33 protein-coding genes are annotated in these 26,018 nt (G+C 68.0%); 17 read left to right on the top strand and 16 right to left on the bottom strand.

All coding sequences use genetic code 11. The features are described from left to right. Positions 1 to 251 precede the first annotated feature (251 nt). Both arsM and Aph01nite_RS09145 read right to left on the bottom strand, forming a co-directional pair. Complete coding sequence (gene arsM / locus Aph01nite_RS09150; protein WP_204040348.1) at positions 252 to 1,151, bottom strand: arsenite methyltransferase; 900 nt, start codon at positions 1,149 to 1,151, stop codon at positions 252 to 254. Positions 1,152 to 1,364: 213 nt separating this feature from the next. Next, positions 1,365 to 1,778 carry a hypothetical protein gene (locus Aph01nite_RS09145; protein WP_204040347.1) on the bottom strand — a complete coding sequence of 138 codons (414 nt, stop codon included), beginning with the start codon at positions 1,776 to 1,778 and terminating at the stop codon, positions 1,365 to 1,367. Between the two features lie 343 nt (positions 1,779 to 2,121). Between Aph01nite_RS09145 and Aph01nite_RS09140 the strand changes: the two genes are divergently transcribed. The 8 genes from Aph01nite_RS09140 to Aph01nite_RS09105 all read left to right on the top strand — a co-directional run bounded on the left by Aph01nite_RS09140 (position 2,122) and on the right by Aph01nite_RS09105 (position 8,380). Continuing rightward, positions 2,122 to 2,526, top strand: a complete 405-nt coding sequence (locus Aph01nite_RS09140) for an ester cyclase (protein WP_239161516.1) — start codon at positions 2,122 to 2,124, stop codon at positions 2,524 to 2,526. Positions 2,527 to 3,085: 559 nt separating this feature from the next. Continuing rightward, positions 3,086 to 3,505 (top strand): hypothetical protein, encoded by a 420-nt coding sequence (locus Aph01nite_RS09135; RefSeq protein WP_204040346.1) that lies wholly within the window; start codon positions 3,086 to 3,088, stop codon positions 3,503 to 3,505. Further along, positions 3,502 to 3,696: a helix-turn-helix transcriptional regulator gene (locus tag Aph01nite_RS09130; protein ID WP_204040345.1), complete on the top strand. Its 195-nt coding sequence runs from the start codon at positions 3,502 to 3,504 to the stop codon at positions 3,694 to 3,696. Before Aph01nite_RS09135 ends, Aph01nite_RS09130 begins: the two co-directional genes overlap by 4 nt. A 432-nt stretch (positions 3,697 to 4,128) precedes the next feature. Next, positions 4,129 to 5,766: an alpha/beta hydrolase gene (locus tag Aph01nite_RS09125; RefSeq protein ID WP_204040344.1), complete on the top strand. Its 1,638-nt coding sequence runs from the start codon at positions 4,129 to 4,131 to the stop codon at positions 5,764 to 5,766. A 13-nt stretch (positions 5,767 to 5,779) separates the two neighbouring features. Next, positions 5,780 to 6,097 carry an ATP-binding protein gene (locus Aph01nite_RS09120; RefSeq protein WP_275418892.1) on the top strand — a complete coding sequence of 106 codons (318 nt, stop codon included), beginning with the start codon at positions 5,780 to 5,782 and terminating at the stop codon, positions 6,095 to 6,097. A 521-nt stretch (positions 6,098 to 6,618) separates the two neighbouring features. Next, a complete protein-coding gene (locus Aph01nite_RS09115) occupies positions 6,619 to 7,026 on the top strand; it encodes an ArsR/SmtB family transcription factor (RefSeq protein WP_204040343.1) in 408 nt (135 codons plus the stop codon). 1 nt (position 7,027) lies between these two features. After that, positions 7,028 to 7,672: an SRPBCC domain-containing protein gene (locus Aph01nite_RS09110; RefSeq protein ID WP_204040342.1), complete on the top strand. Its 645-nt coding sequence runs from the start codon at positions 7,028 to 7,030 to the stop codon at positions 7,670 to 7,672. A 216-nt stretch (positions 7,673 to 7,888) separates the two neighbouring features. Then, the gene (locus tag Aph01nite_RS09105; protein ID WP_239161515.1) at positions 7,889 to 8,380 is read left to right on the top strand and encodes an SRPBCC family protein; all 492 of its coding nucleotides are present in this window, start codon (positions 7,889 to 7,891) and stop codon (positions 8,378 to 8,380) included. A 475-nt stretch (positions 8,381 to 8,855) separates the two neighbouring features. Here the strand turns inward: Aph01nite_RS09105 and Aph01nite_RS09100 are convergent, their stop codons facing one another. The 8 genes from Aph01nite_RS09100 to rpmG form a co-directional block, all read right to left on the bottom strand. Continuing rightward, positions 8,856 to 9,167, bottom strand: coding sequence for an aminotransferase class V-fold PLP-dependent enzyme (locus tag Aph01nite_RS09100; RefSeq protein WP_373872277.1), 312 nt, complete (start codon positions 9,165 to 9,167; stop codon positions 8,856 to 8,858). 211 nt (positions 9,168 to 9,378) lie between these two features. Further along, positions 9,379 to 9,603: a 30S ribosomal protein S18 gene (gene rpsR / locus Aph01nite_RS09095; RefSeq protein WP_239161514.1), complete on the bottom strand. Its 225-nt coding sequence runs from the start codon at positions 9,601 to 9,603 to the stop codon at positions 9,379 to 9,381. Next, entirely contained in the window at positions 9,600 to 10,745 is a 1,146-nt protein-coding gene (locus Aph01nite_RS09090) for a CobW family GTP-binding protein (protein WP_204040340.1), read from the bottom strand. Before Aph01nite_RS09090 ends, rpsR begins: the two co-directional genes overlap by 4 nt. A 52-nt stretch (positions 10,746 to 10,797) precedes the next feature. After that, on the bottom strand, positions 10,798 to 10,962 hold the full coding sequence (gene rpmF / locus Aph01nite_RS09085) for a 50S ribosomal protein L32 (protein ID WP_204040339.1): 165 nt from the start codon (positions 10,960 to 10,962) through the stop codon (positions 10,798 to 10,800). A gap of 2 nt (positions 10,963 to 10,964) precedes the next feature. Then, the gene (rpsN, locus tag Aph01nite_RS09080; protein WP_204040338.1) at positions 10,965 to 11,264 is read right to left on the bottom strand and encodes a 30S ribosomal protein S14; all 300 of its coding nucleotides are present in this window, start codon (positions 11,262 to 11,264) and stop codon (positions 10,965 to 10,967) included. Continuing rightward, the gene (gene rpmB / locus Aph01nite_RS09075) at positions 11,264 to 11,500 is read right to left on the bottom strand and encodes a 50S ribosomal protein L28 (protein WP_204040337.1); all 237 of its coding nucleotides are present in this window, start codon (positions 11,498 to 11,500) and stop codon (positions 11,264 to 11,266) included. The genes rpsN and rpmB overlap by 1 nt, the downstream gene beginning before the upstream one ends. Beyond that, on the bottom strand, positions 11,500 to 11,745 hold the full coding sequence (locus Aph01nite_RS09070; RefSeq protein WP_204040336.1) for a type B 50S ribosomal protein L31: 246 nt from the start codon (positions 11,743 to 11,745) through the stop codon (positions 11,500 to 11,502). The genes rpmB and Aph01nite_RS09070 overlap by 1 nt, the downstream gene beginning before the upstream one ends. Positions 11,746 to 11,749: 4 nt before the next feature. Next, entirely contained in the window at positions 11,750 to 11,914 is a 165-nt protein-coding gene (gene rpmG, locus Aph01nite_RS09065; RefSeq protein ID WP_204040439.1) for a 50S ribosomal protein L33, read from the bottom strand. A gap of 675 nt (positions 11,915 to 12,589) precedes the next feature. On the opposite strand from rpmG, the gene Aph01nite_RS09060 reads away from it, so the two are divergent. Together Aph01nite_RS09060 and Aph01nite_RS09055 are read left to right on the top strand one after the other, a co-directional pair. Further along, positions 12,590 to 14,275 (top strand): PHP domain-containing protein, encoded by a 1,686-nt coding sequence (locus tag Aph01nite_RS09060; protein ID WP_204040335.1) that lies wholly within the window; start codon positions 12,590 to 12,592, stop codon positions 14,273 to 14,275. Then, positions 14,272 to 14,814, top strand: a complete 543-nt coding sequence (locus tag Aph01nite_RS09055; protein ID WP_204040334.1) for a hypothetical protein — start codon at positions 14,272 to 14,274, stop codon at positions 14,812 to 14,814. Before Aph01nite_RS09060 ends, Aph01nite_RS09055 begins: the two co-directional genes overlap by 4 nt. A gap of 487 nt (positions 14,815 to 15,301) precedes the next feature. On the opposite strand, the gene Aph01nite_RS09050 is transcribed toward Aph01nite_RS09055, so the two are convergent. Continuing rightward, positions 15,302 to 16,084, bottom strand: coding sequence for an SDR family NAD(P)-dependent oxidoreductase (locus Aph01nite_RS09050; protein WP_275418884.1), 783 nt, complete (start codon positions 16,082 to 16,084; stop codon positions 15,302 to 15,304). 450 nt (positions 16,085 to 16,534) lie between these two features. On the opposite strand from Aph01nite_RS09050, the gene Aph01nite_RS09045 reads away from it, so the two are divergent. Further along, complete coding sequence (locus Aph01nite_RS09045; RefSeq protein ID WP_204040333.1) at positions 16,535 to 17,017, top strand: hypothetical protein; 483 nt, start codon at positions 16,535 to 16,537, stop codon at positions 17,015 to 17,017. On the opposite strand, the gene Aph01nite_RS09040 is transcribed toward Aph01nite_RS09045, so the two are convergent. Further along, positions 17,014 to 17,274, bottom strand: a complete 261-nt coding sequence (locus tag Aph01nite_RS09040) for a hypothetical protein (RefSeq protein WP_204040332.1) — start codon at positions 17,272 to 17,274, stop codon at positions 17,014 to 17,016. The genes Aph01nite_RS09045 and Aph01nite_RS09040 overlap by 4 nt on opposite strands. Positions 17,275 to 17,355: 81 nt before the next feature. Between Aph01nite_RS09040 and Aph01nite_RS09035 the strand changes: the two genes are divergently transcribed. Both Aph01nite_RS09035 and Aph01nite_RS09030 read left to right on the top strand, forming a co-directional pair. Next, entirely contained in the window at positions 17,356 to 17,958 is a 603-nt protein-coding gene (locus Aph01nite_RS09035) for a TetR/AcrR family transcriptional regulator (protein WP_204040331.1), read from the top strand. Next, positions 17,955 to 19,193: a nucleotide disphospho-sugar-binding domain-containing protein gene (locus Aph01nite_RS09030; protein ID WP_204040330.1), complete on the top strand. Its 1,239-nt coding sequence runs from the start codon at positions 17,955 to 17,957 to the stop codon at positions 19,191 to 19,193. The genes Aph01nite_RS09035 and Aph01nite_RS09030 overlap by 4 nt, the downstream gene beginning before the upstream one ends. Before the next feature lie 292 nt (positions 19,194 to 19,485). On the opposite strand, the gene Aph01nite_RS09025 is transcribed toward Aph01nite_RS09030, so the two are convergent. The 3 genes from Aph01nite_RS09025 to Aph01nite_RS09015 form a co-directional block, all read right to left on the bottom strand. Next, positions 19,486 to 20,046 carry a hypothetical protein gene (locus Aph01nite_RS09025; protein WP_204040329.1) on the bottom strand — a complete coding sequence of 187 codons (561 nt, stop codon included), beginning with the start codon at positions 20,044 to 20,046 and terminating at the stop codon, positions 19,486 to 19,488. Positions 20,047 to 20,057: 11 nt separating this feature from the next. After that, the gene (locus tag Aph01nite_RS09020; RefSeq protein WP_204040328.1) at positions 20,058 to 20,405 is read right to left on the bottom strand and encodes a hypothetical protein; all 348 of its coding nucleotides are present in this window, start codon (positions 20,403 to 20,405) and stop codon (positions 20,058 to 20,060) included. 413 nt (positions 20,406 to 20,818) lie between these two features. Then, positions 20,819 to 21,853: a WD40 repeat domain-containing protein gene (locus Aph01nite_RS09015; protein ID WP_204040327.1), complete on the bottom strand. Its 1,035-nt coding sequence runs from the start codon at positions 21,851 to 21,853 to the stop codon at positions 20,819 to 20,821. A 448-nt stretch (positions 21,854 to 22,301) separates the two neighbouring features. On the opposite strand from Aph01nite_RS09015, the gene Aph01nite_RS09010 reads away from it, so the two are divergent. Continuing rightward, a complete protein-coding gene (locus Aph01nite_RS09010; protein ID WP_204040326.1) occupies positions 22,302 to 22,517 on the top strand; it encodes a hypothetical protein in 216 nt (71 codons plus the stop codon). Positions 22,518 to 22,560: 43 nt separating this feature from the next. Here the strand turns inward: Aph01nite_RS09010 and Aph01nite_RS09005 are convergent, their stop codons facing one another. Beyond that, positions 22,561 to 22,842, bottom strand: a complete 282-nt coding sequence (locus Aph01nite_RS09005; protein WP_204040325.1) for a luciferase domain-containing protein — start codon at positions 22,840 to 22,842, stop codon at positions 22,561 to 22,563. A gap of 420 nt (positions 22,843 to 23,262) precedes the next feature. Here Aph01nite_RS09005 and Aph01nite_RS09000 point away from each other — a divergent pair, with 420 nt between their 5' ends. Genes Aph01nite_RS09000 through ppk2 form a run of 3 tightly spaced genes read left to right on the top strand, consistent with a single transcriptional unit; the run spans position 23,263 to position 25,576 of the window. Further along, positions 23,263 to 24,411: an inorganic phosphate transporter gene (locus Aph01nite_RS09000; RefSeq protein ID WP_275418880.1), complete on the top strand. Its 1,149-nt coding sequence runs from the start codon at positions 23,263 to 23,265 to the stop codon at positions 24,409 to 24,411. A 14-nt stretch (positions 24,412 to 24,425) separates the two neighbouring features. Continuing rightward, positions 24,426 to 24,629, top strand: coding sequence for a hypothetical protein (locus Aph01nite_RS08995; RefSeq protein WP_204040324.1), 204 nt, complete (start codon positions 24,426 to 24,428; stop codon positions 24,627 to 24,629). Next, positions 24,626 to 25,576, top strand: coding sequence for a polyphosphate kinase 2 (gene ppk2 / locus Aph01nite_RS08990; protein ID WP_239161512.1), 951 nt, complete (start codon positions 24,626 to 24,628; stop codon positions 25,574 to 25,576). Before Aph01nite_RS08995 ends, ppk2 begins: the two co-directional genes overlap by 4 nt. The last annotated feature ends 442 nt before the right edge of the window (positions 25,577 to 26,018 follow it).

The raw sequence follows: 26,018 nt of genomic DNA, 5'->3' as shown, positions 1-26,018 counted from the left end.
CCGCCACCTGTTCATGTGTGGCTCCTGGCCTCCGGGTCGTGGGCGAGTACCGTACGACCGCCGTCGACCGGGATGGTCGCGCCGTTTTTCGCGCACTGAGGAATGGTCCCGGCCGCGATGGGCTCCGACAGGCGGTGTGTCTGTGCTTCCCGCATGCGGGATGGTCCCATGCTCACCCCCGCCGCTTGCTCCCGCGCACGCGCGCGTGGCTTCAGGCGTCGTAAGTCCACACGACTGGGGTGGCCTGGTGATCAGGACTGGCTTTGGCAGCCGCAGCCCGCCTGCGTCTTGGCCTGGCTCACGGTGAGCGCATGGATCTCGGCTGACTCGGCCGAGGTGCAGCAGGCCGTCACCCCGCAGCAGGAACCGGCTTCCTGCGCCGTATCGGCGGGGACGACGCGGGTGGGTTTGATGGCGCGGATGATCGCTGAGTGCATGCCGTCAGCGACCTCGTGGGTCGCGGTGATGGTGACCCCGGTGAATCCTGCGGCCTCGAGTCCCAACCGGTATTCGCGGCAGGACAGCGCGCCCGCGATGCAGCCGGCGTAGTCGCCGCGTTCGGCGCGCTGCTCGGGGGCCAGTTCATCGTCGGCGACGATGTCGGAGACACCGATTCGCCCGCCCGGGGCAAGGACGCGGAAAGTTTCGGCGAAGACCGCGCTCTTGTCGACCGACAAGTTGATCACGCAGTTGGAGATGACCACGTCGATGGTGGCGGCGGGCAGCGGGATGGCCTCAATGGTGCCTTTGAGGAATTCGACATTGGTCGCGCCGGCCTTACGCGTGTTGGCCAGCGCAAGCGCGAGCATCTCCTCGGTCATGTCCAGGCCGTAGGCCTTGCCGGTCGGCCCGACCCGGCGGGCTGAGAGCAGCACGTCGATGCCGCCGCCCGAGCCCAGGTCCAGCACCCGCTCGCCGTGCCGCAGTTCGGCCACTGCGGTGGGGTTGCCGCAGCCCAGGGAGGCCGCCACCGCCTGCGGGGGAAGCGCGTCCCGCTGGTCGGCCTCGTACAGCCCGGCGCCGAACCGGTCGTCGACTTCCACGGCCTGGGACGGCCCGCAGCAGACGGTGCCTCCGGTGGTGACTGCGACGGCGGCCGCGGCGTACCGTTCCCGTACCTGCTCCCGCAGTTCTGCGGACTGATTGCTCATCGGGCTCTCCTTCTCTTCCGGCCCAGGGCGAGCCCACCTTGATTTGATGCCTGTCGAATCAAAGGCTGATGGTTGATTAGAAGACTGTCAATATAGAAAACTACCTAATCGGCTCCCGATCTCGTCCTCCCGCAATCAGGCCGGCGACCAGTTCCTGCCCCGGAGTCCAGCTTGCTCCGGATGCGCGAACTGGCAGGGCCGGCGAGCGGGCAGTCACGTCCCAGGAGTGGAGTGGCGGCCTATCTTGACTGCCGAGATGAGCAGCATGGCGGACAGCGCGGGGATGAGGATCAGGCCGGGGATCACGCCTAGCGGCAACCCGCCTAGCAGGGCACCGGTGATGGAGCCGGCGGCCATGACCAGGGTAAAGCGCAGGATGGCGAAGCTGCCGTCGCGGCTGTAGCGGGCGAAGGCCACCAGCAGCGACAGGCTTCCGGCGGTCTTCATGTCGATCGCGTACAGCAGCACGATCGTGGGAATCAGCAACTCACCGCCAGCCACGCCCATGATCGCGGCCACCACGCCGATGCCGGACCCAGCCACGACCCCAGCGGTGGACCGCACCGGGCCGGGCAGCGCCAGGGGGCTTAAAGCGGTGGTGTGAGTGAGGACCAGGGCTGCCGCCATGAGCACGATCAGGGCCGAGGACGCGGCGGCCGGCGACTGTCGATGAACGCCGGGCACAGCGGTCCGGCGTCCGCCCATCCTTTGTCTTGTTGGCATCGCTATGGGTCGGGCGGGAAAGCGCGGCAGCTTCCGAGGTGTACGCACAACGCCATCGGGATCGGTGGCTGACTCCTTGCTGGGTAGCTTTGAAGGAGAGCGGTTGAGGCTTCGGCCCGGCTCGATTCCACAGGGCGCCGCGACATGGGTCATGCCGATCATCGGTGCTCGGCGGGGTGCGATGCCTCCCGCCCGCTACCAGCGAAGGGCCATTGTGATGTCTAGTCCTTGGGAGATCAGACGCCGGTTGAGCGAAGCGATCAACGCTCACGATCTGCACAGGGTGCTTGAGTTCTACACCCCGGATGCTGTCCTGGTCACCCCGGCAGGCATTGCAGAAGGACGTGAGCAGATCGGCTGTTTCTACGAGCAGTTCTTCAAGGCGTTTCCGGACTATCGTCAGACGGCGTGGCTGGAGGTTCCCGGCGACGATCCCATGGTTACGGAATGGACGTTTACGGGCACTCACCTGGGGCCCCTGCTTCTGCCTGACGGGCGTGAGCTGGAAGGGACCGGTCGTCATATCACCGTCCGCGCGTCGTGTATGGCCTCCGTCGTTGACGAGATGATCGTTACGCACCGGGACTACTACGATCAGCTGGAGCTGTACAGCCAGCTCGGCTTCGGCCTGACTGAGCTGCCCGCTGAGTAGTGCTGGTGTGTCTCCGGGCGTTACCGGGGCAAGGGCGGTGCCGCGCGTGGGGACGGCTCGCTCGCCGCATCGAATGATCTTGGCCTGGGCCTGCACCCGGGTTTTCGCATCCCCACACCCGCGGCGAGGTGCCGGACGATCATGTAAAGCAGGGACCACACCATGGTCTGCAACCATGACAGACCACCACCTTTGATCACCGCATAGTCGCAGGTAGCACCCCAGGTCGAGTTTCCGCATCCCACAAGGGCCGGCGGCCGGCGGCCCGTGGTCGACGACGACGAACGCGCCGTGATCTCGCCCGCCGCGAACGCGGAGAATCCATCCGCACCATCGCCGTCGGGGTCGACGTCTCCATCTGCGTCGTCACAAACTCTCGCAGACGCCACTGCCTCGTAGGCCGCCGGGGCAGGGCGCGGTGGGGCGAGAACGCACACCACGACCATCCGCCCAGTCCAAACGGGGTCGGCTCGGCCATTGTCAAGTGTGCTTGACATCGCGTCGGGCACCTTCTACCGTGTCAAGTGTACTTGACTTCTCGCCACAAGAAGGGCAACTCGTGCAGGCACACAACGCGACCGGGGCCTATGGGGACTCGATCAAGACAACCGTTCGACTCGTACTCTGGACACTCGCCTGGGTAGCGACCCTTGCCTTGGCCAGGTTCGGTCCCGACCTTTTATGGGATTCGCAGCAATCGGTGGCGAGCTGGACCGCAGTTGCCGCCAATCTTGTCGTCGGCATCGGATGGATCGTCGCCTTCGCGCGCTTTCTCCGTGGACTCGATGAGTTGCAACGGAAATTCTTACAGGATGCGCTGGAGGTCACCCTGGGTGTGGGGTGGGTCGGCGGATTCGCCTACGTCGTCGCGGACGCCGCCGGCCTCATCGCCTACGACGTCAATATCGCACTATTCCCCGTGCTCCTGGGAGTCGTCTACTCGATCGCCTTCGTCGTCGGCAAGATCAGATACCGATGAAGAACCGCATCAAAGAACTTCGGACCGAACGCGCCTGGACGCAGGCTGACCTGGCGCAGCGTGTCGGCGTGTCAAGGCAGACAATCAACGCGATCGAAACAGGGAAGTTCGACCCGAGCCTTCCATTCGCCTTCCGTCTCGCCAAGCTGTTCAACCTGACGATCGAAGAGCTCTTTCTCGACGATCAATGAAGCGCCTCGGGCGTAGCCGGCACGAGCCGACAGACATAGTCGCGAAGCGTGCCACGCTTGACGGTTCCGGGATCGAGGACACCGATGTCGGACACCCAAGCAGCAGATGCAGGTTCAGTGGGTAGCGAAGCCACAGAGACCTCAGGGAACCCAAAGCTCACCTTACACAGAGGCGCGCAACCCACCCGCTGGACCCACGTGCGTACCTGCCGATAGAGACACCGCATCTACACCTGATCATCCCGGCCGGAAGAGACCAGGCCAGCGTCCGGACATGACCGCAGCACGTCGCGGCTGGCGACAGGGCATCACCGGTCGGGTGCGAGGGCTCAAGACCTCGTTTCCCTGTGCGAGGTAAAGGAAGCCTTCCATGTTAAAAATTCCCTCTTCCAAGGAAATCGACAACATCCGTGCTTCTACCTGGAGGTATCCGTGCGATTAGGTCTGACAGTGCTCATCGGTGGGGTCACGATGGCCACCGTGGCGGCGGGCGCGCCGACCGGCCTGCGTGCCCTGGCCGGCCCGCCCGAGCCGGTGGTCGCCGAAGCCCGGACTGCGGCCCCCGTCTGGGGCGAGTGCACGATGCCGCCGCAACCTGGCATCGAGCGCGACCCACGCCAGCAGTGCGCGACCTTGAAGGTGCCGCTGGACTACCGTGCCCCACGCGGGCGGACCATCGAGATCACGATCTCCCGCATCGCGACCGCGCAACCCGGGACGCGCCGCGGGATCCTGCTGTCCAACCCCGGCGGTCCCGGCGATCAAGGCCTCGACCTGCCCAGCGCGCTGGCGACCGTGCTGCCGCCGGAAGTTTTGGATCAGTACGACCTGATCGGGTTCGATCCGCGAGGAATCGGCCACAGCACCCCGATCACCTGCGGGATCGACCCCGCGACCCCCCGGTCGCATGTGCTGCCCTACCCGGCGCCGGACGGCGGCATCCAGCGCAATGTCACCTTCGCGCGAACCACCGCCGCCGCATGCGCCGAGCACTCCGGTGATGTGCTTCGGTTCATCACCACGGCCAACACCGCCCGGGACATGGACCGCATCCGAGCCTCGATCGGCGAGCCGAAACTCTCCTACTACGGCACCTCCTACGGCACCTACCTGGGAGCCGTCTACCTCTCGCTGTTCCCCGGCCGCAGCGACCGGATCGTGCTGGACAGCGCCGTCGATCCGGGCCTGGTGTGGCGGGACATGTTTCGGACCTGGAACGAGGCGGTCGCGCTGCGCCTGCCCGACTTCCTCGCCTTCGCAGCCGAGCGGGACGCCGTCTACCACCTCGGCGCGACACCGGATGAGGTGCGGCGTACCTACGACCGGCTGACCGCGGCCCTCGACGAGCAGCCCCTGCCGAACCCGGGCGGCCCGGAACTCGACGGCAACGTGCTGCGCGAGATCACCCGATGGTTGCTCTACTTCGACTTCGCCCTGCCGAGCCTGGCCGAATCCTGGCAGGAAGTCGCGGCGGCCGTCTCCACGGGATCAGCCGTGGACGCCGCCGCCGTGGCGCGCCGGGCCCGGCTGGGATCCGCCGGGGGTGTCACGGCCGGCGACCGAGCCGGGACGGCGGACGTACCGGCGGACAACCGCATCGCCGCTCTCTACGCCGTGGTCTGCGATGACGTCGCCTGGCCGCGCGACGTGGCGTTGTACGCCCGGCAGGTCGCGGCGGACCGGCAGGCGTGGCCCGTGACGGCGGGCATGCCGCCGAACCTCTGGCCGTGCGCGGCCTGGCCGACCCGGCCGGTGGAACCGCCGGTGACGGTCACCGGCAACGGGCCGCGCAATGTGCTGATCCTGCAGAACACCCGCGATCCGGCCACGTCGCTGCGCAGCGCACGCGGCCTGCGCGCCGCGCTCGGACGGCGGGCCGCCATGATCACCGTCGACCAGGGCGGCCACGGCGTGTTCGGACTGGGCAGCTGCGCCGACGAGGCGACGAACACCTTCCTTGCCACCGGGATACTGCCGGCGCGGGACCGCTTCTGCCCGGCTCCGTCACCGGCCGGCGACACCGTGCGCTCCGCGACCGTTCCGTTCATACCTCCTGCGTGGCCGCTCTAGCGGGCGTTCGGTCATGAGGGCGCAGGTCAGCGGGCAAGACCATCGTCCGCTACGGCCGCTACGATCTGCTTTGCCTGGACGAACTCGGCTACATGAAACTCGACGAGCGCGGGCCAACCTGCTACTTCAGGTCCTCACCGAACGAGAAGAGCTGGCCCGCATCGCCATCGCCTCCAACGAGTCCTTCGCCGGCTGGACCAAGACCTTCACCGAGCCGCGGCTCTGCGCCGCGATCGTCGACCGCCTTACCTTCAACGCCGCCATCATCGACACCGGCACTCGCTCCTACCGACTCGCTCAGGCTGAAGCCCAGCACTCCATTTCCGGCTGAGGACGGTCATCTAGTCGTTCGATGCGCACGCCAAGCCGGGGTTCGGGGACGGCAGTCCCCGAGTCCACAGACGGGCTGAATCGACCCCCCGTTCGGGTCCGCGTCACCAGTCGCAGGGTAACTCCGAGTAGCTGCCGTCACTTGGTGTGGTCGCGAGACTGGCCGTCTCAGGGAAGGCTGAATGCGCCGCGCGGCTGATCGCCTCACCCACCGGATCGCCGGGGCGGCTGATCGCGGCTCGGGGGCAGGCCAAGAGGTGCGGCCGAGGGACGGTCCACGGCCTGGCTGGCCCGCCGCAGCAGGTGCCGGCCCTTGGCCCACTGGCGCAGCAGGATCCGGGCCTTGATCGATATTAAGAAACCGCAGGTCAGTGGTTTGTGAAGAGGGGGTCCAGAAACGCGTTCCCCCTCTGCTCTGGGAACTCATCGGACGTTCTGCGGGTCAACCAATGCGGTGCCGCCGACGCGGCGCCAAGATATCAGACTTTACTTATATAAGCGTAGGCCGGTACAATCTCCGTCGTGCACGCGTTCGACATCCTCGGCGACCCTGTGCGCCGGCGCATTCTGGAGCTGCTCGCCGACGATGAGCAGACCTCCGGGGCGATCACGGACGTCATCCGGGCCGAGTTCGCCATCTCCCAGCCGGCTGTCTCCCAGCATCTGCGTGTACTGCGTGACAGCGGGTTCGCCTCGGTGCGGGCTGAGGGTGCTCGGCGGTTCTACGCTGTCGAGCCCGCGCCGCTGCGCGAGGTCGACGCGTGGCTGGACCGGTTTCGCCGGTCCTGGGAACAGCGCCTCGACGCCCTGGGGACCGAGCTGGCCCGGGGCAGGCGTGTACGCCGGCCCCGGGCCAGTGGGGAACCCGCCCGGCAGGCCGGGTCCGGCACCGATACGGGCAAAACTGATCCACCACCGACAGAGGAATGACATGAAAGATGTACTGGACGAGCTGGCCGCCGTGCACCGGGCGATGGGCAACAGCAGCGTGCCCGCTGGCGAGGCGTACACCGTGGAGCTGCGGCGTCGATACGACGCGGAGATCGACGACGTCTGGGACGCCATCACCAACCCCGAGCGGCTGCGCCGCTGGTTGAAGCCGGTCACCGGGGACCTTCGGCTTGGCGGAAAGTTCGAGTTGGACGGCGGTGAGCACGGCGACATCCTCCGGTGCGAGCCGCCGCGTCTGCTCAAGGTGTCCTGGCTCTACGGACTGGACGCCGACGCCTGGCCCGGCACGAGCGAGGTGGAAGTGCGCCTGGTCCCGGGACCCGCCGGCGACACGGAGTTCGAGCTGATCCACGCAGCGTTCATTGGGGAGCCCTCCTTCCCCACCTACGGCCCAGGCGCCGGCGGCGTCGGCTGGGACCTGGCTCTGCTCACCCTGGCCCGGCTCTTGGCCGGTGGTGAGATCGCCGACCACGAGGAGTTCGAGAAGTCGCCCGAAGGGCGCGAGTTCAGCCGGCGCAGCGCCGCAGCCTGGGGCCAGGCTCATTTGGCCGCCGGTGGCCAACCAGAGCACGTCGCGGCCGCGGTCGAGGCCACCACCCAGTTCTACGCACCCGACCCGGCCTGACATTCCTACTGCGGTGAGCTGACCGGCGCCCTCGGTGCTCGCACCCACGATGAGGATTACGAATCGCCAGGCGGAGGGCCGCCCCCACATCGCGCAAGCGCACCAACGCGCACCGAGATTGTGCAGAACGCATCCTCTGGCACCCAACGCAGATCACACGTCTGCCCTTTACAAGTACAAGAGCACGTTATCCCAAAGGAAAGAATGGTGCGCCCTATGAAATACACCGTTTCCATCGAGATCGCTCTGCCGCGGGAGAAGGTGGCCCAGCTGCTCGCCGACCCGGCACACCTGCCGAAATGGCTGCGGGGCCTGGTGTTGCACGAGCCGCTGAGCGGGGAGCACGGGCAGCTCGGCACCAAGTCGCGGGTCGTGATGCAGATGGGCCAGCGGAAGATCGAGGGCACCGAGACCATCACACGCCGGGAACCGGCAGATCTGCGCGAGATCCCGAGAACGAGCGTCGTTCACTTCGACCGCGAGATCATCGTCGAGGGCATGTGGAGCGCCGGGCGCGAGCGGCTGACCGAAGCCAGCCCGGAAACGACGCTCTGGGAGAGCGAGAACGAATACCGGTTCAGCGGCTTTCTGATGAAGCTGGTGGGACTTCTGATGCCCGGCGCCTTCCGCAAACAGTCGCAACAGCACATGCAGGACTTCAAGGCGTTCGCCGAGCAGGGAAAGGACGTCCGCGAAGCGACGAACTGATCTGCCGTAACTGGTCAGGCGTCTGACGGCGTGGCGTGTTGACCTTCCCTTCGTTCGTAGATGACCGCTGGGGCAAGCTCCACCGGCGCTGCGGCGCGGCTCCGCAGCCATCCAGGCATCCGACCCACCAGCCTGCTGGATGGGCTCAACGTCGCCGTCCTGCCGATCGCCGATGGTGAGCTGTTTCCCCGCTGCCGAGGGGCTCTCTGGATTGTTCTTGGGCAGTCCGGTACCCGGTGACGTTGTCCGCTATGAAGGCGGCCGGACGTTGCCACGGCGGCGTCCGACCGCGGATGGTCGCCATGTCGTTGAGGTTGAGCGTGACTCAGTACGAGTCTCATACCACCGTGGTTTTGACCGGTGAGTTGGACGCCAACACGGAGCCCCTGTTGTCCCGGGTCGTGCAGGCCGCGCTCGACAGCGGCCACCGAAGCCGAGCACGCAGCCAACCCTCGCAACGACGGCACGCCAGGGATCAGCCGATGGGTCTGACCACCGTCGATCCGCAATCCTGCCAGAGCGCGTCCGTGACGGCCCGGGTCGCGCCGCTGCCACGCAGGTACGGCTCGGCGCCAGCCAGCCAGTCGGGGCGGCCCACCAGCACGCCCGTGCCGAACGGCGCGTACAGCTCGTGGCCGGAGAAGGCGACGTAATCGAGGTCCAGCGCGGTCGGATTGAGCCGCGGCGCGGAACGAACTGCGCCGCGTCGGCGAAGATGCGCGCCCCGTGCCGGTGCGCGATGTGCGGCGCATTCAGCCTTCCCTGAGAGGGCCAGTCTCGCGACCACACAAAATGACAGTAGCTCCTCAGCGTTACTTTGCGGCTGGTGACGCGGACCCGGGCGGGGGCCGAATCCTGGGGACTGTCACCTGACGCTGGTGGGTGGTCGGGTGCCGTCACGGTTGGTGGTGTGGGGGATTACGTGTGCCGGCATGGCATTTCGAAATCCAGCAGTCGTAGAACGGCGCGATCGTTTCTTACGGACGAGTGCCGTCCGTCTACTTGGTCCGGGTGGCGTAGGGGAGCAGCGCCATCTCGCGGGCGTTCTTGATGGCGCGGGCGAGTTGGCGCTGCTGCTGAACGGTGACGCCGGTGACGCGGCGGCTGCGGATCTTGCCGCGGTCGGAGATGAACCTGCGGAGGAGGTTGGTGTCCTTGTAGTCGATGGAGGTGACGCCGATCAGCGGGTTGGCCTTCTTGCGGGTAGGGCGGTGGCCTTTCACGCGGGGATCTCCTTGAGGTCGAGGACGAAGGCGAAGGGGTCGTCGTAGCCGGTCCAGACGTCGGATCCCGCCATGGCTTCCTCCTCGGTGAGCAGGCAGGAGTCGAGCAGGGCGTGGATCTGGTCGCGGTCCAGGTCGGGCCCGGTGAAGGCGAGGTGCTGGACGCGGTCGCCGATGATGTCGTTCCAGTCCAGGGCGGCGGAGATGCGCCGGGCGGGAGGTTCCATCTCCCAGGCCGCTTCGGGAAGGGCGGCCAGCCAGGGTCCGGAGTCCTCGATGGAGATGACACCGGCGACGGCGTCCCAGGCGAGGAGCCGGTCGGGCCGGTTGGCCAGCCAGAACCGGCCTCGGCTGCGTACGGTCTGGGTGACGAGTTCGTCGATGGCGTCGAAGAGCCGCTGGGGGTGCAGCGGTCGCAGCCGGTGCCAGACGACGGTGACGACATCGCCGGTCCGGGCGTCGCAGGGGAGCTGCGCGGTGGCCGGGTCGACCCGGGCGGCCAGCATCTCCACGTCCACCGCCGCGCCGGTCACCTCCGGCGGCGCGAGGACATCGGCGGGGCTGGCCGGGGCAAGGTGCTGGAGTACAGCCAGGGCCAGTTCCACGTCCTCCTCGTCGATGCCGGACACGATGATCGCGGTGGCGTACTCGATCTGCCGGGCGAGTACCTCGGCGAGGTAGCGGTCGTCACCTGCCGCCGCCTGTTTGCCGCACGCGGCGAGTCGCTGGTCGCGGCACAGGTCCTCGGTGAGTCCTTCGGCGTCCACGGCCGTGAGCACGCCGGTCAGCCGCAGGGCGTGGACGGTCGCGGCGTTCCCGGCGAGTGCCTCGGCGACGGTGCGCGGCTCGACCGAGTCCCACAGTTCGGCGATCAGCAGTGGCGCGGTCGCGGCTCTGGACAGCAACTCGGGGATGAGGTCTTCGCGGACGGTGCAGGTGACGCATCCGTGCGCGAGCCGGATCTGTTCGCGGTCCAGCACGCCGGTGGTGTCGCGGACGACGCGTTCCACCCCGCCGGTGGTGACATCACGCAGGTCGTGGTGGATTGCGACGGAACCGGGATGCTCGGCGAGCAGGCGGGCGACCAGGGCCGACCGTGCCTCTGCGTGCAGTCCTGAGACCAGGACGACGGGGACGGACATGACAGCTCCTCTCGGTCGGAGTTGCCGGGGACCTGGGCGGTCCCCGGCACTCTCACGGGGTGATGAGACCGCGCTGGTAGGCGCGGACGAGCCGGCGGGGAACCAGGAGTTCGCGGCCGCCGACGGTGATGGGTACCAGGTCGGGGACGGTCGCCTTCCACTGCGCGCGGCGGTGCCGGGTGTTGCTGCGCGAGGTTCTGCGCTTGGGTACGGCCACGGCTACCAGCTCGCCTTCGTGATGCCGGGCAGTTCGCCCCGGTGGGCCATCTCGCGGAACCGGATCCGGGAGATGCCGAACCTGGTCAGGTGGCCGCGGGGGCGGCCGTCGACGGAGTCACGGTTGCGGATCCGGGTGGCGCTGGCGTCACGTGGCTGGCGGTTGAGTTCTCGTACGGCGGCGGCCCGCTCCTGCGGGGTGCCGGTCCGGACGGTCTCCTTCAGTACGGCCCGGCGCTCGGCGTAGCGCAGCACGACGGCCTTGCGGCGCTCGTTGGCGGCGATCTTGCTCTTCTTGGCCATCAGACCTTCTCTCCCCGGGCCCGGATCCGGGCCACGGCCGCCTCGACGCCGATCTTGTCGACGGTCTTGATCGCGCGGGCGGTCAGCGTCAGCCGGACGAACCGGCCTTCGCTTTCCAGCCAGTAGCGCCGGTGCTGAATGTTGGGGTTCCATCGCCGGCGAGTACGCCGATGGGAGTGGGAGACGTTGTTACCGAACACCGGTTTGGTCCCGGTGAGCTGGCAGTGCGCCGACATCACGGCCTCCCGTAGCGCTGCTTGAACCGCTCCACCCGTCCGGCGGTGTCCAGCACGCGGGTCTTGCCGGTGTAGAAGGGGTGGCTGGCGGAGGAGACGTCCACGTCCACCAGTGGGTAGGTGTTGCCGTCCTCCCATTCGATCCGCTTGTCGCTGGTGACGGTCGAGCGGGTGAGGAAGGCGAAGTCCGCGCTCGGATCCCGGAAGACCACCGGTCGGTAGTCGGGATGGATGTTCTTCTTCATGGGGTCAGCGGTCCTCTCGGAACAGCACGTGCCTGCGCACGATCGGGTCGTACTTCTTGAGGGTCAGCCGGTCGGGGTCGTTGCGGCGGTTCTTGCGGGTCACGTAGGTGTAGCCGGTGCCCGCGGTGGACCGGAGCTTGATCACGGGGCGTACGTCGTTTCTGGCCAAGGTGTCCCTTCCGATGGCGAGGAACATGATGATAGCGATAATCATTTTCACTAGCGACTTCGGGGTACGCCTCCGGCGAGAACCTGGTGTGGATCGAGACGTAGCCGTCCGAGCCAGGGCCTAGCGGAGTGCCGGTTGGGTCCGCCCCACCGCGCGACGAGTCGCAGGCCCGCCGGCTCGGCCATGAGATCCGTCTAGGGGAGCGGGACATCGCGGGCCTGTGCCCGAGAGAGGCGGATGCAGTTCCGAGTGGCACCTGCGCGCTGGCCCGACCGGCCCGCCGGAAGCGGCCCCGGCCGGCTTGACGAACACCGCCGGCCGGCTCAGGGTCAACGCCCGGGCGGCGAGGACTGACCCTCTCGGCTGATCGCACGGGCTACCAGGTCAGCCGCACTCAGCTGCCCAGCCAGCCGGCAGGGTCCACACTGTCGTTCACGGCCATCGCTTTCGTCTCCTCCGATCTTGGTTTCGCAGACCGGAAGGACACGCGATGGCCGTCCTCATGTCACGACGCCATGCCTGCTACCAGCGGAAACTCGTACACCACCGCCGTGGGCGCAACCTCCGGGTTCCCTACTGAGCAGGCACGCTTCATTCGTTGGATCGATCACGGTCACCACGCGTTCTTCCCGAAGGCCCATGGTCTGGTCCGTACGGGCAAATACGGAGGCGGCTATGGGTCACCAGCATCACCACCATCACGACCACGAGTATGTTCACGATCACGCGGGTGACACGTCCGTGCCGGATCAGGAGTTGGAGCCGGGCGAGTTGAACCGGCGGTCGTTGATGCGGCGGGCGGGTCTGCTCGGGGCGGCGGCCGTGGCCGCGGGAGCGGTGGCCAACCCCATGGCAGCGGCTGCGACGCCGCGGCATCCGGGGCGGGAGCCGCGCCACGGTTACCAGTGGCTGGCGGGGGATCACCACATCCACACCCAGTACAGCAGCGACGGTTACTACCGGGTGGTCGACCACGTCCGGCACGCCAACGCGTACGGCCTGGACTGGATGGTCATCACCGACCACGGGGGCGCCACCCACGCCAAGATCGGTGTGGAGAAGGTCAACCCGGACATCGTGCAGGCCCGCGAGGCATACAAGGATGTGCTGCTCTTCCAGGGTCTGGAGTGGAATATCCCGGCCGCCGAGCATGCCACCGTGTTCGTGCACCCGGGGCGCAACGAGGTCGCGGTGCTGAAGGAGTTCGAGAACTCCTACGACGGCTCGGTCAAGAACGCCGGGGACAGCACCCCGGACAACGAGGCGCTGGCCGTGGCGGGGATCGCGTTCCTGGGCGAGCAGGTGCGCCGCCGCCGCATTCCGGACGCGCTGTTCTTCGCCAACCACCCGGCGCGGCGCGGCGTCGACTCGCCACACGAGATTCGCGCCTGGCGTGACTCCGACCCGTCGATCGCGGTCGGCTTCGAGGGCGCGCCCGGCCACCAGGCGGCCGGGATCAAGGTGCCGCTCGGCCCGGGCAGCGGGCGCGGCTTCTACAGCGGCAGCCCGAGCGCGGCGTCATTCCCGGAATATCCGGTTGAGAGCTACCGCACGTTCGGTGGTTTCGACTGGATGACGTCCACCGTGGGCGGCCTCTGGGACAGCCTGCTCGCCGAGGGCAAGCCCTGGTGGATCACCGCCAACTCGGACTCGCACGCCGTGTACGGGGACACCGCCCAGCGCGGCCCGAACAGCGACTTCGACGCCAACGGGCGCTACAACGACCCCGTCTACGGGCAGCCCACACAGGTGGCCGCGGGCGACTTCTGGCCTGGCTTCTACAGCCGCACCAGCGTCGGCGCCGAGGACTTCTCCTACGCGGCCGTCATGCGCGGCCTGCGCGCGGGCCGCGTCTGGGTCGACCACGGCGGCCTGATCTCGGGCCTCAACGTGCGCGCCCGCGTGGCCGGAAACCGCAGGGACCCGGGCATCACGCTGGGCGACACGCTGGAGGTCCGCAAGGGCACGCCGGTCGAGCTGGTCGTCGAGATCGACCTGGCCGCCGAGCCGAACTGGGCGCAGTTCGTGCCGGTGCTGGCCCGGGTGGATGTGATCCAGGGCGACGTGACCGGCCCGGCCGCCAACCCGGACGTGTTCACCACGCCGACCACCAAGGTCGTCAAGTCGTTCGAGGTCACGCCGGGCGCGAAGGGTTCCGTGCGGTTCGTGTACGGGATCGGGCCCGTCGATCGGCCGATCTACCTGCGGGTGCGCGGCACCGACGGCAAGCGCTCCGAGGCGGGCCTGCTCGGGTCGGGCGTGGACCCGGCCGGGCCGAAGATGGACGTGCTCGGCGACGCCGACCCGTGGCTCGACCTGTGGTTCTACAGCAACCCGCTCTGGGTGCGGCCGCGCGGATGACCGTTCTGGGAGTCGACGCCGGCAGCGCCGACGTCGCGGCGGCCGAGCACCTGATCCAGGACCTGGTGACGGTGCTCGGCCCGCCCGTCCTGGCCTGTACGCACTTCGTGCGCAACGGCCGCCCGCACGTCGCGGTCACCCTCGTGCTGGAGCCCGCCGAGGTTCCGGACGGGTACGGCGTGGCCTGGGGCGACAGCCGTACCGGGCCGGAGGAGCTGGCGGCGGGGGCCGGGCAGGCCGTCGCCGAGTTCGAGGCGGGCGGCGGCCGGGCGGTCGTGTTCGGCGGGTCCGCCGGTTTGAGCGGGGTCGTAACGGTGGCGGATCTGCTCGGGCGGTCGGCCATCGAGCGGGTCTCGGTGCTGGCCTCGCCGTACCCGGCCGAACCGCACGCCGTGCTGGACACGCGCGGGTATCTGCGGCCTGAGCGGAGGGACGGTGTGCTGACGTTGGCGACAACGCCGGGATTGTTGCCGGACGGCTCGATCGGGTTGGTGCCGTTCGAGATTCTGGATCCGCAGGCGTGCTGCGGAGGGCACTAGGTCAGGCAGCGGGTGCTCCTATAGCCGCCAAGCGGTCCGAGCAAGATCCTTTCGGGTGGTGCAGGTTTTCGGTAGAGCTCGCGGGCAAGGCGCACAGGTCGGGGTTGTCGCCGCAGGTGGACAGCAGCCGCGTAGCGCCCTCCACGCCGACACCCGTAGTGCAAGCAGGTCGGGGCGGGCTCGGGTGACCCAGGCGGCGAGCCGGGCGTGCGGGTTGGCGATCTCGGCGTCCAAGTCCTGCCGGCGCACGGCCAGGCGGTGCGGCGCATACCGGATGCCATGGGCCGGGTCGGCCGAATCCCCATCGGGCCGCAGGCCGGCGCATGCCCGGACGAGCCTTACACCCGACGGACCACGGCCGTCGCGGGATTGATCGATCAGCACCGGCGGACTCGCGGGCGGCCTTCGGGAGTTCAGGCCGATACCCGCAGGCATGCTCGGACGACGCCGTGTACCGCGATCATCAGATCGGTCGGCCGCCACCTGTTCATGTGTTGCTTCTGGCCTCCGGGTCGTGGGCGAGCACCGTACGACCGCCGTCGACCGGGATGGTCGCGCCGGTGATGAAGCCGGCCTCGGGCGACAGCAGGAAAGTGATGGCCGAAGCGATCTCGTGCGCGTCCGCCACGCGGCCCAGCGGGTGTAAGGCCGACATCCGCTCCTTGATCCGAGCGGCGGCTTCCGGGCCTTGAGCGGCCAGGTAGTCGATGTAGCGCTCGGTGCGTACCGAGCCGGGCGCCACCGCGTTCACGCGGATGCCCCGCGGGCCGTACTCAACGGCCAGCGCCCTGGTCATCCCCTCGATGGCCGCCTTGGCGGTTGCGTACGGCATTGAGCCGGGGACTGCCTGGCGCGCCTGATGGGAGGAGACATTGACAATCGCCCCGGGGGATCCGGCAGCGAGGAACCGGCGTACCGCGGTCGTGCAACCGACCACGGCCACGTCCAGGTTCAACGCGATCAGTGCACGTATTTCCCGGGCGGAGGATGAGTGCACCGATGCGTCGCGGAAGATGGCGGCATTGTTGACCCAGCCGACTAGGGGCGCCGTGGCCTCGGCCGCGTCGGCGGCCTGCTCAGCGACACGGTCATCGGTGGCGTCGCCCGCAAGCCCGATCAATCGCGCCGCTCCCGGATGATCTTTCATCCAGGCCAGGCCCGCCGGATCGCGCTCGACGGCCACCACCGTGCCGCCTGCGGCGACCAGCCGTTCGACCACGGCTCGGCCGATACCTCGGCCACCACCCGTTACCACGTACGAACCGCTCATACTCCACCCTCGATCCTCGATATCGTCGCCCGCCAATGGGCCAGGCCACAGCGCCCCCTCGGCATCCAGTCGGCGCGCGGCGAAAGGTCAGTGCGTCCCCGGATGCCTGATTCACCCGCTGGGCCTCCCGTGTACTCTCCCGTCTCGCTCACTGGCCCCCCGGTCGATCCGGTAGTGCTGACTCAGCCCGACTTGCCGAGGCTGCTCCCACCCTTCCCGGTGATTCCCGGATCAGGCTGCCCTCGGCTCACCTGGCGAGCGTCGCTGCCGACCCGCCGGTGCCGACCCGCCGGATGCCGTACTCGATCAAGAACAGTACGTGGCACCGGCGCGGGAACGCCGTGTCCACGTGGAAGAAGTCAATCGCCGCGATGGTCTTGGCCTGCGCGGTCGGAAACTGCGCTCAGCTGGGCCCCGCCCTGGTCGGTGCGGGATCGACGCGACAACTTCATGTACGAGTCGTTCGTGCTCGGAGCCGGCGGCGCTCTGTTCCGCTACGCCGGTCTCGCGGCCGACCTCACCGTACAGATCTTCGAAGCCGCCAGGGACGGCCGCCACGCGCGGGCCCAGCGGCTCAACCGCGAGCGGATGCAGCCGCTGGCCGAGGTGCTGTTCGGCGCGCCGGTGCGCAACTCCCGGGCGCGGATCAAGGAAGGCCTGCGGCTGCTCGGCGTGATTGACGAAGTGGCCGTGCCCCCCGCTGCTCGCCCTTGTCGACGCGGGGTCGTCGGCGCGCACTGGGCCTGGTCGCCCCGGCTGCAGGAGATGGCGCGACAGGAGCTGATCGAGGCCTACTGCCTGCCGCAGGGCGTGGTGTCTCACCTGTCGCGCGTCATCGCCGGCGGTGGCCCGGGCCTCGTCAGCCACATCGGGCTCGGCACGTTCGTCGACCCTCGCCTCGATGGGGGGCGACTCAACCGCTCGTCGAGCTAATCGAACTGCGGGGCCGGGAGTGGCTGCACTATCACGCGTTCCCGATCGACGTCGCCATCATCCGCGCCGGCGTCGCCGACGAGCAGGGCGATCTGGTGATGGACGACGAAGGGCTCTACGCCGAGACCCTGTCGGCGGCGCAAGCGGTCAAGAACAGCGGCGGCGTGGCCCTGGCGTAGGTCGAGGGCGTCGCCGAGCGCGTCGACCCCCGCCGCGTCAAAGTGCCCGGCGTCCTGGTGGACGCGGTCAGGGTGCATCCAGGCCAGCGTCTGTCGCTCGCAATCGAATTGACCGGAAAGGGGATTGACCCCTCCAATTTCATGTCCCACTATCGAGACATGAAATTGGAGGGGTCTCGTCCGTATCGGATGACGGTGCGGGCGGAGACTGCGGCCCGAACCGGCGAGCAGATCGTGTCGGCGGCGCTCGCGCTGTACCACGAGCTGTGGCTGGACGAGATCACCGTCGAGCAGGTGGCCGCGCGCGCGGGCGTATCGAGCAAGACGGTGCTGCGTCGCTACGGGAGCAGGGACGGTCTGCTGGCCTCGGTCGCGAGCCAGCTCGCCGCGGATGTGGCCGAGCAGAGGTTCGCGGCGCGAGTCGGGGACTTCCACGACGCCGTGAACAACCTGATGGTGCACTACGAGCGAAACGGACGTCTCGCTCTGCGAAACCTTGTGCAGGCTCAGCGTTCGCCCTGGATCGCCTCGCTCGTCGACAACGCCCGTACCGAGCACGCGCAGTGGGTGTCGACGATCTTTGCCCCGTTCCTCGCCCGGGTCGACGGCGCCGACCGGGAACTCTTGCGGGTCCAGCTGACCGCCGTGATGGACATCGCAATGTGGAACGTGCTCCGTAACGAGCTGGGCCTATCCCCGGCCCGTACCGAACAAGCCATCGCCGGCCTCCTGCGCGGCCTCCTGGGAGAGGACCACCCATGACCCGCTTCCTGTTCTACCTGAGTCCGCAGACCGGGCACCTGTTTCCTCACGTGCCCGCGTGGCAGGAGCTGATCAGCCGCGGCCACGAGGTTTCCGTGCGATGCCAGCCGCAGCACATCCCCTTGCTCGCCGAGTTGGGGATCGCGGCCGAAACGGTCGCGCCGGCCATCATCGCTCGCGAACAGGACGACTGGAAGGCGCGCAGCCCGCTCGAGGCGTTCGAACGTTCGATGCGGACCTTCCTCGACCGCGCCAAGCTCGAAATCGACGACCTGCGTCGATCGCTCGAGGAGACAAGCCCCGACGTAGTAGTCGTCGACGGACTGTGCTGGGGAGCCGGCGCGGCCGCCGAGGCATCCAGCCTGCCTTGGGCCTGGACCGCGACGTACCCTCTCGCGGTCGAATCCAAGGATCTCCCCCCGCCCGGACTCGGGCTCACACCGCGAACCGATCTCATCGGCGCACTGAGAGATGCCGCGGTCGGTGCCGTCACACGCCGCTTCTACCGGCCGTTCCTCGCCGAACTCAACGAACTGAGGACCAGGCTGGGGGTGTCGACCGTTGCCGATCTGACCGAGATGTGGACGACGCGTGCGCCGCTCACGATGATCTGGGTCGCCGAGCCGCTCGAGTACCCGCGTTCGGACTGGCCGCCGACCGTGTCCCTCGTCGGCCCGGGCGTGTGGTCCCCTCCGGCACCCGAGCCCGGCTGGTTGGCCGCGATCGACGTCCCGCTCATCCTCGTGAGCTGCTCGACCGAACGCCAAGCCGACGGCCGGCTGGCGACCACTGCGCTGGGGGCGCTGGCAGACCGGGACGTCTTCGTCGTCATCACCGCGAGCGCCGCCGACATCGAGCTCGGGCCGTTACCTCGCAACGCGCGCGTCGAGCGCTTCGTCCCCCACGGCCCCCTCATCCGCCGAGCGGCCTGTGTGATCTGTCCGGGCGGCATGGGCACCGTCCACGCCGCCCTGCTCGCCGGCGTCCCACTCTGCGTGGTGCCCTTCGGCCGGGACCAACCCGAAGTGGCCCGGCGCGTCGAGCGCGCCGGCGTCGGGGTCAGGCTGCCGGCTGGCCGACTGAACGCGAAGCGACTCCGCCGAGCCGTGGACAACGCGCTGGAAATGCGCCGGCGCGCCGCCGACGTTGGGCGGCAACTTGCGCACGCCTCAAACCCCGCCAACGCGGCCGACGCTCTCGAAACACTCAAGCCCATCCTCGACAGCCACACCTGACCACACGTCCACATGACCGTACGTCCTCGCAAGCGAGGCCTTACGCATGCACAGCCCGGCCTGGCAGCGCGGGTTTCTGGGGTCAGGTAGACCGGCGTCACCACGTCTCCCCATGTGATGACGGCCACGTGTCCTTCGCCCGGATGGGTGAGGACATCGAATCCCAGGAGGGCACCGTTCACGGGTTCCTTGGCATCAAAAGACGCCTCGCGACGATCAGATGGAAAACGTCGAGCGGCGGCACCGCACAGTGATGGTGATCAAGGCGTGAGTCTTGGAGGTTGACTCGGGTCTAATTGATCGACGGATTCTGGTGACATGTGCGGACCCGGGGATCGTCGCCGTCGAATGGCGCGTTCCGATAGTCCGCCGCTGCGTCGGCCGCCAAGTCCCCGGCCGAGTACTCCTCCGGGGCCAGCCCCTTAAGAATGAGGCACTTCGCGACCAGGTCTCGCGGGTCCGCCTTGGCCGGATTGGTGACCATGCCCGTATAGATCGGTTCGATCAGGAGGGTGGTGCCGCGCTGGCATCGGGGGTTTATCGTATTGTGGTCCGGGCTGGTCGGGGTCTCGACGTAAACGTAATAGCCGAGTCCCTGATCGACGGCTTCGAAACCGATGCCGTTCGCTTGCATGCACGCCACGTAGCGGCGCACGGCCTCCTCGTATTCCGCCCGTGTGATGCGCCGGTCGGTGAGGACCTGCCGTTCGAAGTCGGATGTCGCCTGGCTCAGCGCCCGCCGTAGATCGCCGTCATAGGGATCCGCCGGTTGCGCACATGCGGCGCAACCGGCGATCAGGGCAAGCAGTACGGCTGCGATGGCCTCGACGCACCGCGAGCGCCGCTCAACCATCCGCGGTCGCCTCAGAAGTAGATCCAGGACGACCACTGCGGTCCGCTGCCACCGGCGACGAGGAACCTGGCCGCGTTGCCGATCAGGGTTCCGTCGGAAGCGGTGACTGACGACACGGCGGCTTGCGGGCCGTAGTACGACCGCGGCAGGCCGGCGTAGTAGCGGTCGATGCGCGCCTGTGTGCTCTGACAGCCCCCCATCCACGAGGTCGTGGATGTCGAGGTCTTCGACGCGCCGCCCCCGCAGGGAAAGTCGGCTGCCGATGCGGGTGCGGGTGCGGTGAGCGTGACGGCCGTAACGAGAATCGTCGCGCCCATGATGCCGAGCGCCCGATTGCCTCTCACCGATTTTGTGATCATCTGTGGCTCGTCCCTTCTGTTTTCCGGGCCACGTATCACCTGGGTTTCTAACGCGTGGAAGGGTTGTCCAGCGGACGCCCCGGCCGATGGCGGACAACGCCAGACAACGCGCTCAGCTGGACAACTTTTGCCCGCCCTAATCCAGTCCGAAGAGCCTGATCTCGTCCGCGGTCGGTGTGCGTGTGGTCTCGGCATTGGCCTTGCCCGTGACCTCCGGCCAGCGGAGTCATGCGCGGTATCGATCGCCTCCCCCAGTTCGGAGGCCGGCAAGCTCTCGTCGTACAGGGATTGCCGGTCATCATGTGCTCATGCGGGTACGCGTCGGTGACCGGTTCAAGGGCGACACCCGGAAATTCGTCCGCGCGCCGCCGAGCGTCCGGGCTCGGCGGCGGTGTGCTTTCGGTGACGGACGCTCAACTCGGGATGCGACCGACGTACACGTCGTAAGCGCTCGGCGTGGTGTTCAGCGCGTAGCTGAACAGGCTGCCATCGGCGCGGATGTCGCCGGCGAACACGTCCGCGGCGAAGTCGAAGGTCGCGATCGCGGTTCCGGTCGCGGCCGTTGACAGCTTCAGGGATCGGCGCGGTGCGGCCCAACGGCCCGAGAGGATCAGCGTGTCGTCGTTGGACACGTCGGACACCGAGTCGTACTCCTGCAGGGTCACGCTGCGGGTGATCGCGCCGGTAGGCACGCTGACCAGCCGCAACAGGGTCGGGCTCGCATAGGCGACTGTCGTCACCCAGAGTCCCGCGCCGAGGCCGGACCAGCGCAGCACCTGGCTGTTGTCGGCGAGGGTGAGCACCGACGTCCAGTCCGAGGTACGGAAGACCCGGACGCCACCGACGAATCGGCCCGCGACAGTGAACCGGTCGTTGACCGCAAGCTGGCGACCGTCTGCGGAGAAGCGCACCGCGGCCGTCGTCGCCGGCACGGTCAGCAGCGCGACGTTGGTACCGTCGGCGATCCGGTGCACGTGGACGTTGCCGCCCGTGCTGTAGTTTCTGGGGTCGGCTGCGGCCACCAGCGTCGCGTCGGGGGAGATGTCGACGCTGGTGATGTCCCTGGTCGCGGCCGTCGCAATGGAGCGCACCAGTGCACCGTCGGCGATCCGATACGCCCGCAGCACACGAACCGGCAGCCCGGATCCGGTGTCGGTCAATGCTGCGATCACGGTCTGGTTGTTCGGGGCCAGGACCGCCGCAGTGAACCTGATCGGGCTGGTTATGGCTCGGATCAGCGCGCCGGTGCCGGCGTGACGTACCTCCAGGCGACCACCGGCGGATGAGCTGCTGGTCAACGCCAGACTGCCGTCTACGGAGAATGACGAGCCCGACATGCCCGGAGCGGTCCACACTGTTGCCGGCGTTGCGGCGGACGCCGGGGCTGCAGTGGCCAGTGCCGCCACCGTGCCTAAGACGATCGTGAATATCGAATACCTTCGCAACATGGGTGAATGCTCAGCGATTCGGCGGAACCGCCGCTACCCCGGTCACGTAACGGCCAGGCGAACATCGAAGAAGCGCGCCACGGGATGCGCAGCCATGCCTTGGTTCATCGCGCAAATCGGCGCGCACATATTGGCGAAATAGTGTCACCTAATGCGATCTGGAATACTCGTGGATCAGTCCGCCGAGGCGATCGCGGCGGAGTACTCGCGTGGTGCCCAGATCGGTAACCGGTGGGCAAGTTGCTCGGCCGTTGGGCGGTATTTGATTCAGTGACCGATGCGGTCGTCAGCCAGTGTAGTGATCGATGTATTCGGTCAGGACGGCGTGCAGATGTCGCCGCCCGGTAATCAGCATCCGGTCGAGGCATTCGTGGCCGGACGCTCAAGATCCATCGTTCGGCGATGGCGTTGGTTCGCGGTGCCCGTATCGGGATGAATATCACGCGCAATGCCGATCGCCGTGAACATCACATCGAAGTCCGCCGTCGCCCGTAACGTCGGCCGAGGCGGTATGCAGCCCGCTGTGCTGCTGGGCGCGTTCGCGCAGGACCCGCTTGACCAGCCAGTGCATCAGTACGGTGCGGTTGTCCTCGGTCGGGAGTTCAGCGAGGTGCCGGTTAGTTCGGCCAGTAGGAGAACCTGTCCGGTGCCGGTGGGGCAGTGAACCACGGCCTGGGCCGCAGATGTCGGGTCGCTGCGTGCATGCCTCAGGCGTGGGCTTTGATCGCGATGCTGATGAGAGCGAGGAGGAGTTCGAGGTCGGTCGTGGTCGTCAGGTGGAGGGTGATCCATCCGGAGTCGGTGGGGGAGGAGGGCCGTTCGGGTGTGGGGAGGAGATGGTGGAGCCGTTCGATGGCGGGGCGGGTGAGGTGGAGGTGGGCGGTGCTGGGGCCGGTGAGGCGGAGGATTGCTGTGCCTGCCGCAGTGAAGGTGGTCTCGCCGGGATTCGTGCTGATCGTGAGCGCGGGCCAGGTGCGCAGCAGAGCCACGGCCTGATTCAGCAGGGGCGATGCGCAGTCGGGAGGACTCGGGGATGCCGCCACGGATCCATGTTGCTCCCAGTTCCTTGATGGGACGCCTGTTGTTCTCCGGGCGTTGCGCATCGTTACAGCGCCGTGGTCGTCCTGTGATGCGCCTCGGACGGGCAGGTGGATGCGCGAAGTGCGTGCATTTGGGGTAGGTCGTGGGGCCAGTAAGGAGGGGCTCATGGCCGGCGACAGCGAGGATCAAGAGCAGTTGGCGGAAGAGCGGGAGCAGGCGGCGATCGCCCGATTGAGCCCGCGGTGAGGGATTTGTGCGGCCTCCGGCAGTCGCACACTTGGGCGGTGATGGAAGTGACACCCGGTTGGCCGTCAGGTGAACTCCGTGGAATGCGCGTCCTTGAGGGATTAGCGCCATAGCCCCGGGTCATGGGGGACGCCATGGACGCGGACACCTTGCTACTGGCGGTGGTCGTCGCCACCGCGCTAGTTTTCGACTTCACCAACGGCTTCCACGACACGGCCAACGCGATGGCGACGTCCATCGCCACCGGCGCCTTAGGACCGAGGGCGGCGGTGACGCTGTCGGCAGCGCTGAACTTCGCGGGTGCCTTCCTGTCCCTGGAGGTCGCGGCAACGATCGCGACCGGCATCGTCGAGACCGGTGCCATCACGCTCACCGTGGTGTTCGCGGGACTCGTAGGCGGCTTGGCCTGGAACCTGCTGACCTGGTATTTCGGCATCCCGTCGAGTTCGTCGCACGCCCTGATCGGCGGCGTGGTGGGAGCGACGCTGATCGCGGCGGGGACGTCGGCGATCAAGATCGGTGAGATCGTCGGCAAGGTTCTGCTGCCCGCGGTGCTCGCGCCGCTGACCGCCATCGCCGTGGCCACACTCGGCACGTATCTGGTCTACCGGCTGACCCGGTCGGTGCCGGAGCGAGCGCGCGAGCGCGGGTTCCGCCTCGGGCAGATCGGGTCGGCCTCGCTGGTGTCGCTGGCGCACGGCACCAACGACGCGCAGAAGACCATGGGGGTCATCACCCTGGCCATGATCGCCGCCGGAACTCTCGGCGAGGACGCCGGCACGCCGCTGTGGGTGATCGTGGCCAGTGCCGCCGCGATCGCGCTCGGCACGTACGTGGGCGGCTGGCGGGTGATCCGGACCTTGGGCAAAGGGCTGACCGACATCGAGACACCGCAAGGCTTCGCGGCCGAAAGTTCGTCGGCGGCCGTGATCTTCGCCTCGTCCCACTTCGGATTCCCGCTGTCGACCACGCACGTGTGCACCGGTTCGGTCGTCGGCGCGGGACTGGGCAAGCGGCTGGCGCAGGTGCGCTGGGGGCTGGCGGTCCGGATGGGGGCGGCCTGGCTGGTCACCCTGCCTGCCGCGGCCGCGGTGGGAGCGCTGGCCTGGGCGGGGGCCAGCAGTATTGGGGGAGTCTTGGGGGTCGGTGTGGTGTTCGCGGCGGCACTCTTGCTGTCGGGCCTCCTCTACCTGGCCGCGCGCCGGCGTCCGGTGCACGCGGGCAACGTTAACGACGAGTGGAGCGGCGGGCTCGTCCCCGCTCGCCTGTGAAGGACGGGATCGGCATGAACGAATTCCTCGACCTGGACGCGCTCTGGAAAGTGCTGGTGACCTCGCTGGTGGCCGGAGTGGGCCTGGCGACGTTGTTCTCCCTGGCCCTGGTGGGCCTGTCGAGCGGCCGGGTGTCCGGCCGCGCCGGCGCCGGCGCATGCCTGCTGCTCGTCGCCGCCGGGATCGGCCTCGGCCTGTACACCATGCTGGCCGCGTGACCGCCCGGTACGGCGAGCATCCGCCCGTCATGCAACCGCAGGTCGCGGCAGAGCACAGCGAACTGCTCGACACCACGCCCGGGCTGTGGGTCGACGACCGCGACGACGATCCGGTGCTGCTGCGCGCCGATGGGCGGCCAGTGGACACCTGGCGGCAGCACTACCCGTACGAGGAGCGCCTTCCCCGTGACGAATACGAACGTGACAAACGGCTGCTCCAGATCGAACTGCTGAAACTGCAGTACTGGATCAAGGGCTCAGGACGACGTCTCGTCGTGTTGTTCGAGGGACGCGACGCGGCGGGCAAGGGCGGCACCATCAAACGGTTCACCGAGCACCTCAACCCCCGCGGAGCCACGGTGGTCGCCCTGGAGAAACCCAGCGAGCGCGAGCGCAGCCAGTGGTACTTCCAGCGGTACATCGCCCACCTGCCCGCCGACGGGGAGATCGTGCTGTTCGACCGCTCCTGGTACAACCGGGCCGGGGTGGAGCGCGTCATGGGCTTCTGCGATGAACACCAGTACCTGGAGTTCATCGAACAGGCGCCCCGCGTGGAGAGCCTGCTGGTGGAGTCCGGGCTGCACCTGGTCAAGCTCTGGTTCTCGGTCTCCCGGGCCGAGCAGCGCACCCGCTTCATCATCCGCCAGGTCGACCCGGTGCGGCAGTGGAAGCTGTCCTCGACGGACCTGGCCTCGCTGCACAGGTGGGACGACTACACGCAGGCCAAGGAGGACATGTTCCTGCACACCGACACCGAGGCGGCGCCGTGGACCGTCATCAAGAGCAACGACAAGAAGCGCGCACGGCTGGAGGCCATGCGCCACGTCCTCAGCCTCTTCGAGTACGACGACAAGGACCACGAGGTCGTCGGCGTTCCCGACCCGCTCATCGTGATCTCCGCGGCTGACATCTTCGACGAAGACCATACGGCGGCCGGCCAGCCCTGATCTCCGGATTCCGGGTCAAACTCCGGTGCGAACCGGGACGGCTGCCGCCGCTTGGGGGATTCGGGGTCAGCCGCGATGCCGTGATGGACATCTTGGGCCAGTCGTGCGGCATCGCCTCTCGGATCACCGTGGCCGCCAGCATGGGCCGTCCAGGGAGGGGCCGCAACTGAGTTCGGCGGGGCAGACGTTCGGGCTCGACACACCTGTGGGACGCCGCCTGGCCAGGGGTGGTGCGTTCCTGGAGCGGATCAGCCTGGACGCTCTGGCGTCGGCCGAACGCTGGCGTGACCTCCCGCCGTGATCAGACCGCAGGGGTTGCCCCGGATTTCAGAGTCTTAGTCGTCGTCGCAATGGATCTCGGGTGGGGTCGGAGGCCCGGGGAGCGGCGCGGCCATGAGCACGTCACATTCCAGTGACGAGAGGGCGTCACATGCTGGCGATG

It is taken from the genome of Acrocarpospora phusangensis (assembly GCF_016862995.1).
GTDB classification, from domain to species: domain Bacteria; phylum Actinomycetota; class Actinomycetes; order Streptosporangiales; family Streptosporangiaceae; genus Acrocarpospora; species Acrocarpospora phusangensis.
The sequence above is the reverse complement of the archived record's forward strand: the minus strand, read 5'-3'. Positions and strand labels throughout refer to the sequence as shown.

What these genes read in the sequence shown, in the direction of transcription:
- Aph01nite_RS09060 (WP_204040335.1), top strand. Translation starts at nt 12,590, where the DNA reads ATGGGTCACCAGCATCACCACCATCACGACCACGAGTATGTTCACGAT.
- Aph01nite_RS09025 (WP_204040329.1), bottom strand. Translation starts at nt 20,046, where the DNA reads ATGGTTGAGCGGCGCTCGCGGTGCGTCGAGGCCATCGCAGCCGTACTG.
- arsM (WP_204040348.1), bottom strand. Translation starts at nt 1,151, where the DNA reads ATGAGCAATCAGTCCGCAGAACTGCGGGAGCAGGTACGGGAACGGTAC.
- rpsN (WP_204040338.1), bottom strand. Translation starts at nt 11,264, where the DNA reads ATGGCCAAGAAGAGCAAGATCGCCGCCAACGAGCGCCGCAAGGCCGTC.
- Aph01nite_RS09055 (WP_204040334.1), top strand. Translation starts at nt 14,272, where the DNA reads ATGACCGTTCTGGGAGTCGACGCCGGCAGCGCCGACGTCGCGGCGGCC.
- Aph01nite_RS09090 (WP_204040340.1), bottom strand. Translation starts at nt 10,745, where the DNA reads ATGTCCGTCCCCGTCGTCCTGGTCTCAGGACTGCACGCAGAGGCACGG.
- Aph01nite_RS09000 (WP_275418880.1), top strand. Translation starts at nt 23,263, where the DNA reads ATGGGGGACGCCATGGACGCGGACACCTTGCTACTGGCGGTGGTCGTC.
- Aph01nite_RS09130 (WP_204040345.1), top strand. Translation starts at nt 3,502, where the DNA reads ATGAAGAACCGCATCAAAGAACTTCGGACCGAACGCGCCTGGACGCAG.
- Aph01nite_RS09035 (WP_204040331.1), top strand. Translation starts at nt 17,356, where the DNA reads ATGAAATTGGAGGGGTCTCGTCCGTATCGGATGACGGTGCGGGCGGAG.
- Aph01nite_RS09040 (WP_204040332.1), bottom strand. Translation starts at nt 17,274, where the DNA reads ATGCACCCTGACCGCGTCCACCAGGACGCCGGGCACTTTGACGCGGCG.
- Aph01nite_RS09110 (WP_204040342.1), top strand. Translation starts at nt 7,028, where the DNA reads ATGAAAGATGTACTGGACGAGCTGGCCGCCGTGCACCGGGCGATGGGC.
- Aph01nite_RS09050 (WP_275418884.1), bottom strand. Translation starts at nt 16,084, where the DNA reads ATGAGCGGTTCGTACGTGGTAACGGGTGGTGGCCGAGGTATCGGCCGA.
- Aph01nite_RS09015 (WP_204040327.1), bottom strand. Translation starts at nt 21,853, where the DNA reads ATGTTGCGAAGGTATTCGATATTCACGATCGTCTTAGGCACGGTGGCG.
- Aph01nite_RS09145 (WP_204040347.1), bottom strand. Translation starts at nt 1,778, where the DNA reads ATGGCGGCAGCCCTGGTCCTCACTCACACCACCGCTTTAAGCCCCCTG.
- Aph01nite_RS09010 (WP_204040326.1), top strand. Translation starts at nt 22,302, where the DNA reads ATGCCGATCGCCGTGAACATCACATCGAAGTCCGCCGTCGCCCGTAAC.
- Aph01nite_RS09030 (WP_204040330.1), top strand. Translation starts at nt 17,955, where the DNA reads ATGACCCGCTTCCTGTTCTACCTGAGTCCGCAGACCGGGCACCTGTTT.
- Aph01nite_RS09020 (WP_204040328.1), bottom strand. Translation starts at nt 20,405, where the DNA reads ATGATCACAAAATCGGTGAGAGGCAATCGGGCGCTCGGCATCATGGGC.
- Aph01nite_RS08995 (WP_204040324.1), top strand. Translation starts at nt 24,426, where the DNA reads ATGAACGAATTCCTCGACCTGGACGCGCTCTGGAAAGTGCTGGTGACC.
- Aph01nite_RS09045 (WP_204040333.1), top strand. Translation starts at nt 16,535, where the DNA reads ATGTACGAGTCGTTCGTGCTCGGAGCCGGCGGCGCTCTGTTCCGCTAC.
- Aph01nite_RS09070 (WP_204040336.1), bottom strand. Translation starts at nt 11,745, where the DNA reads ATGAAGAAGAACATCCATCCCGACTACCGACCGGTGGTCTTCCGGGAT.
- Aph01nite_RS09105 (WP_239161515.1), top strand. Translation starts at nt 7,889, where the DNA reads ATGAAATACACCGTTTCCATCGAGATCGCTCTGCCGCGGGAGAAGGTG.
- Aph01nite_RS09120 (WP_275418892.1), top strand. Translation starts at nt 5,780, where the DNA reads ATGAGGGCGCAGGTCAGCGGGCAAGACCATCGTCCGCTACGGCCGCTA.
- rpmB (WP_204040337.1), bottom strand. Translation starts at nt 11,500, where the DNA reads ATGTCGGCGCACTGCCAGCTCACCGGGACCAAACCGGTGTTCGGTAAC.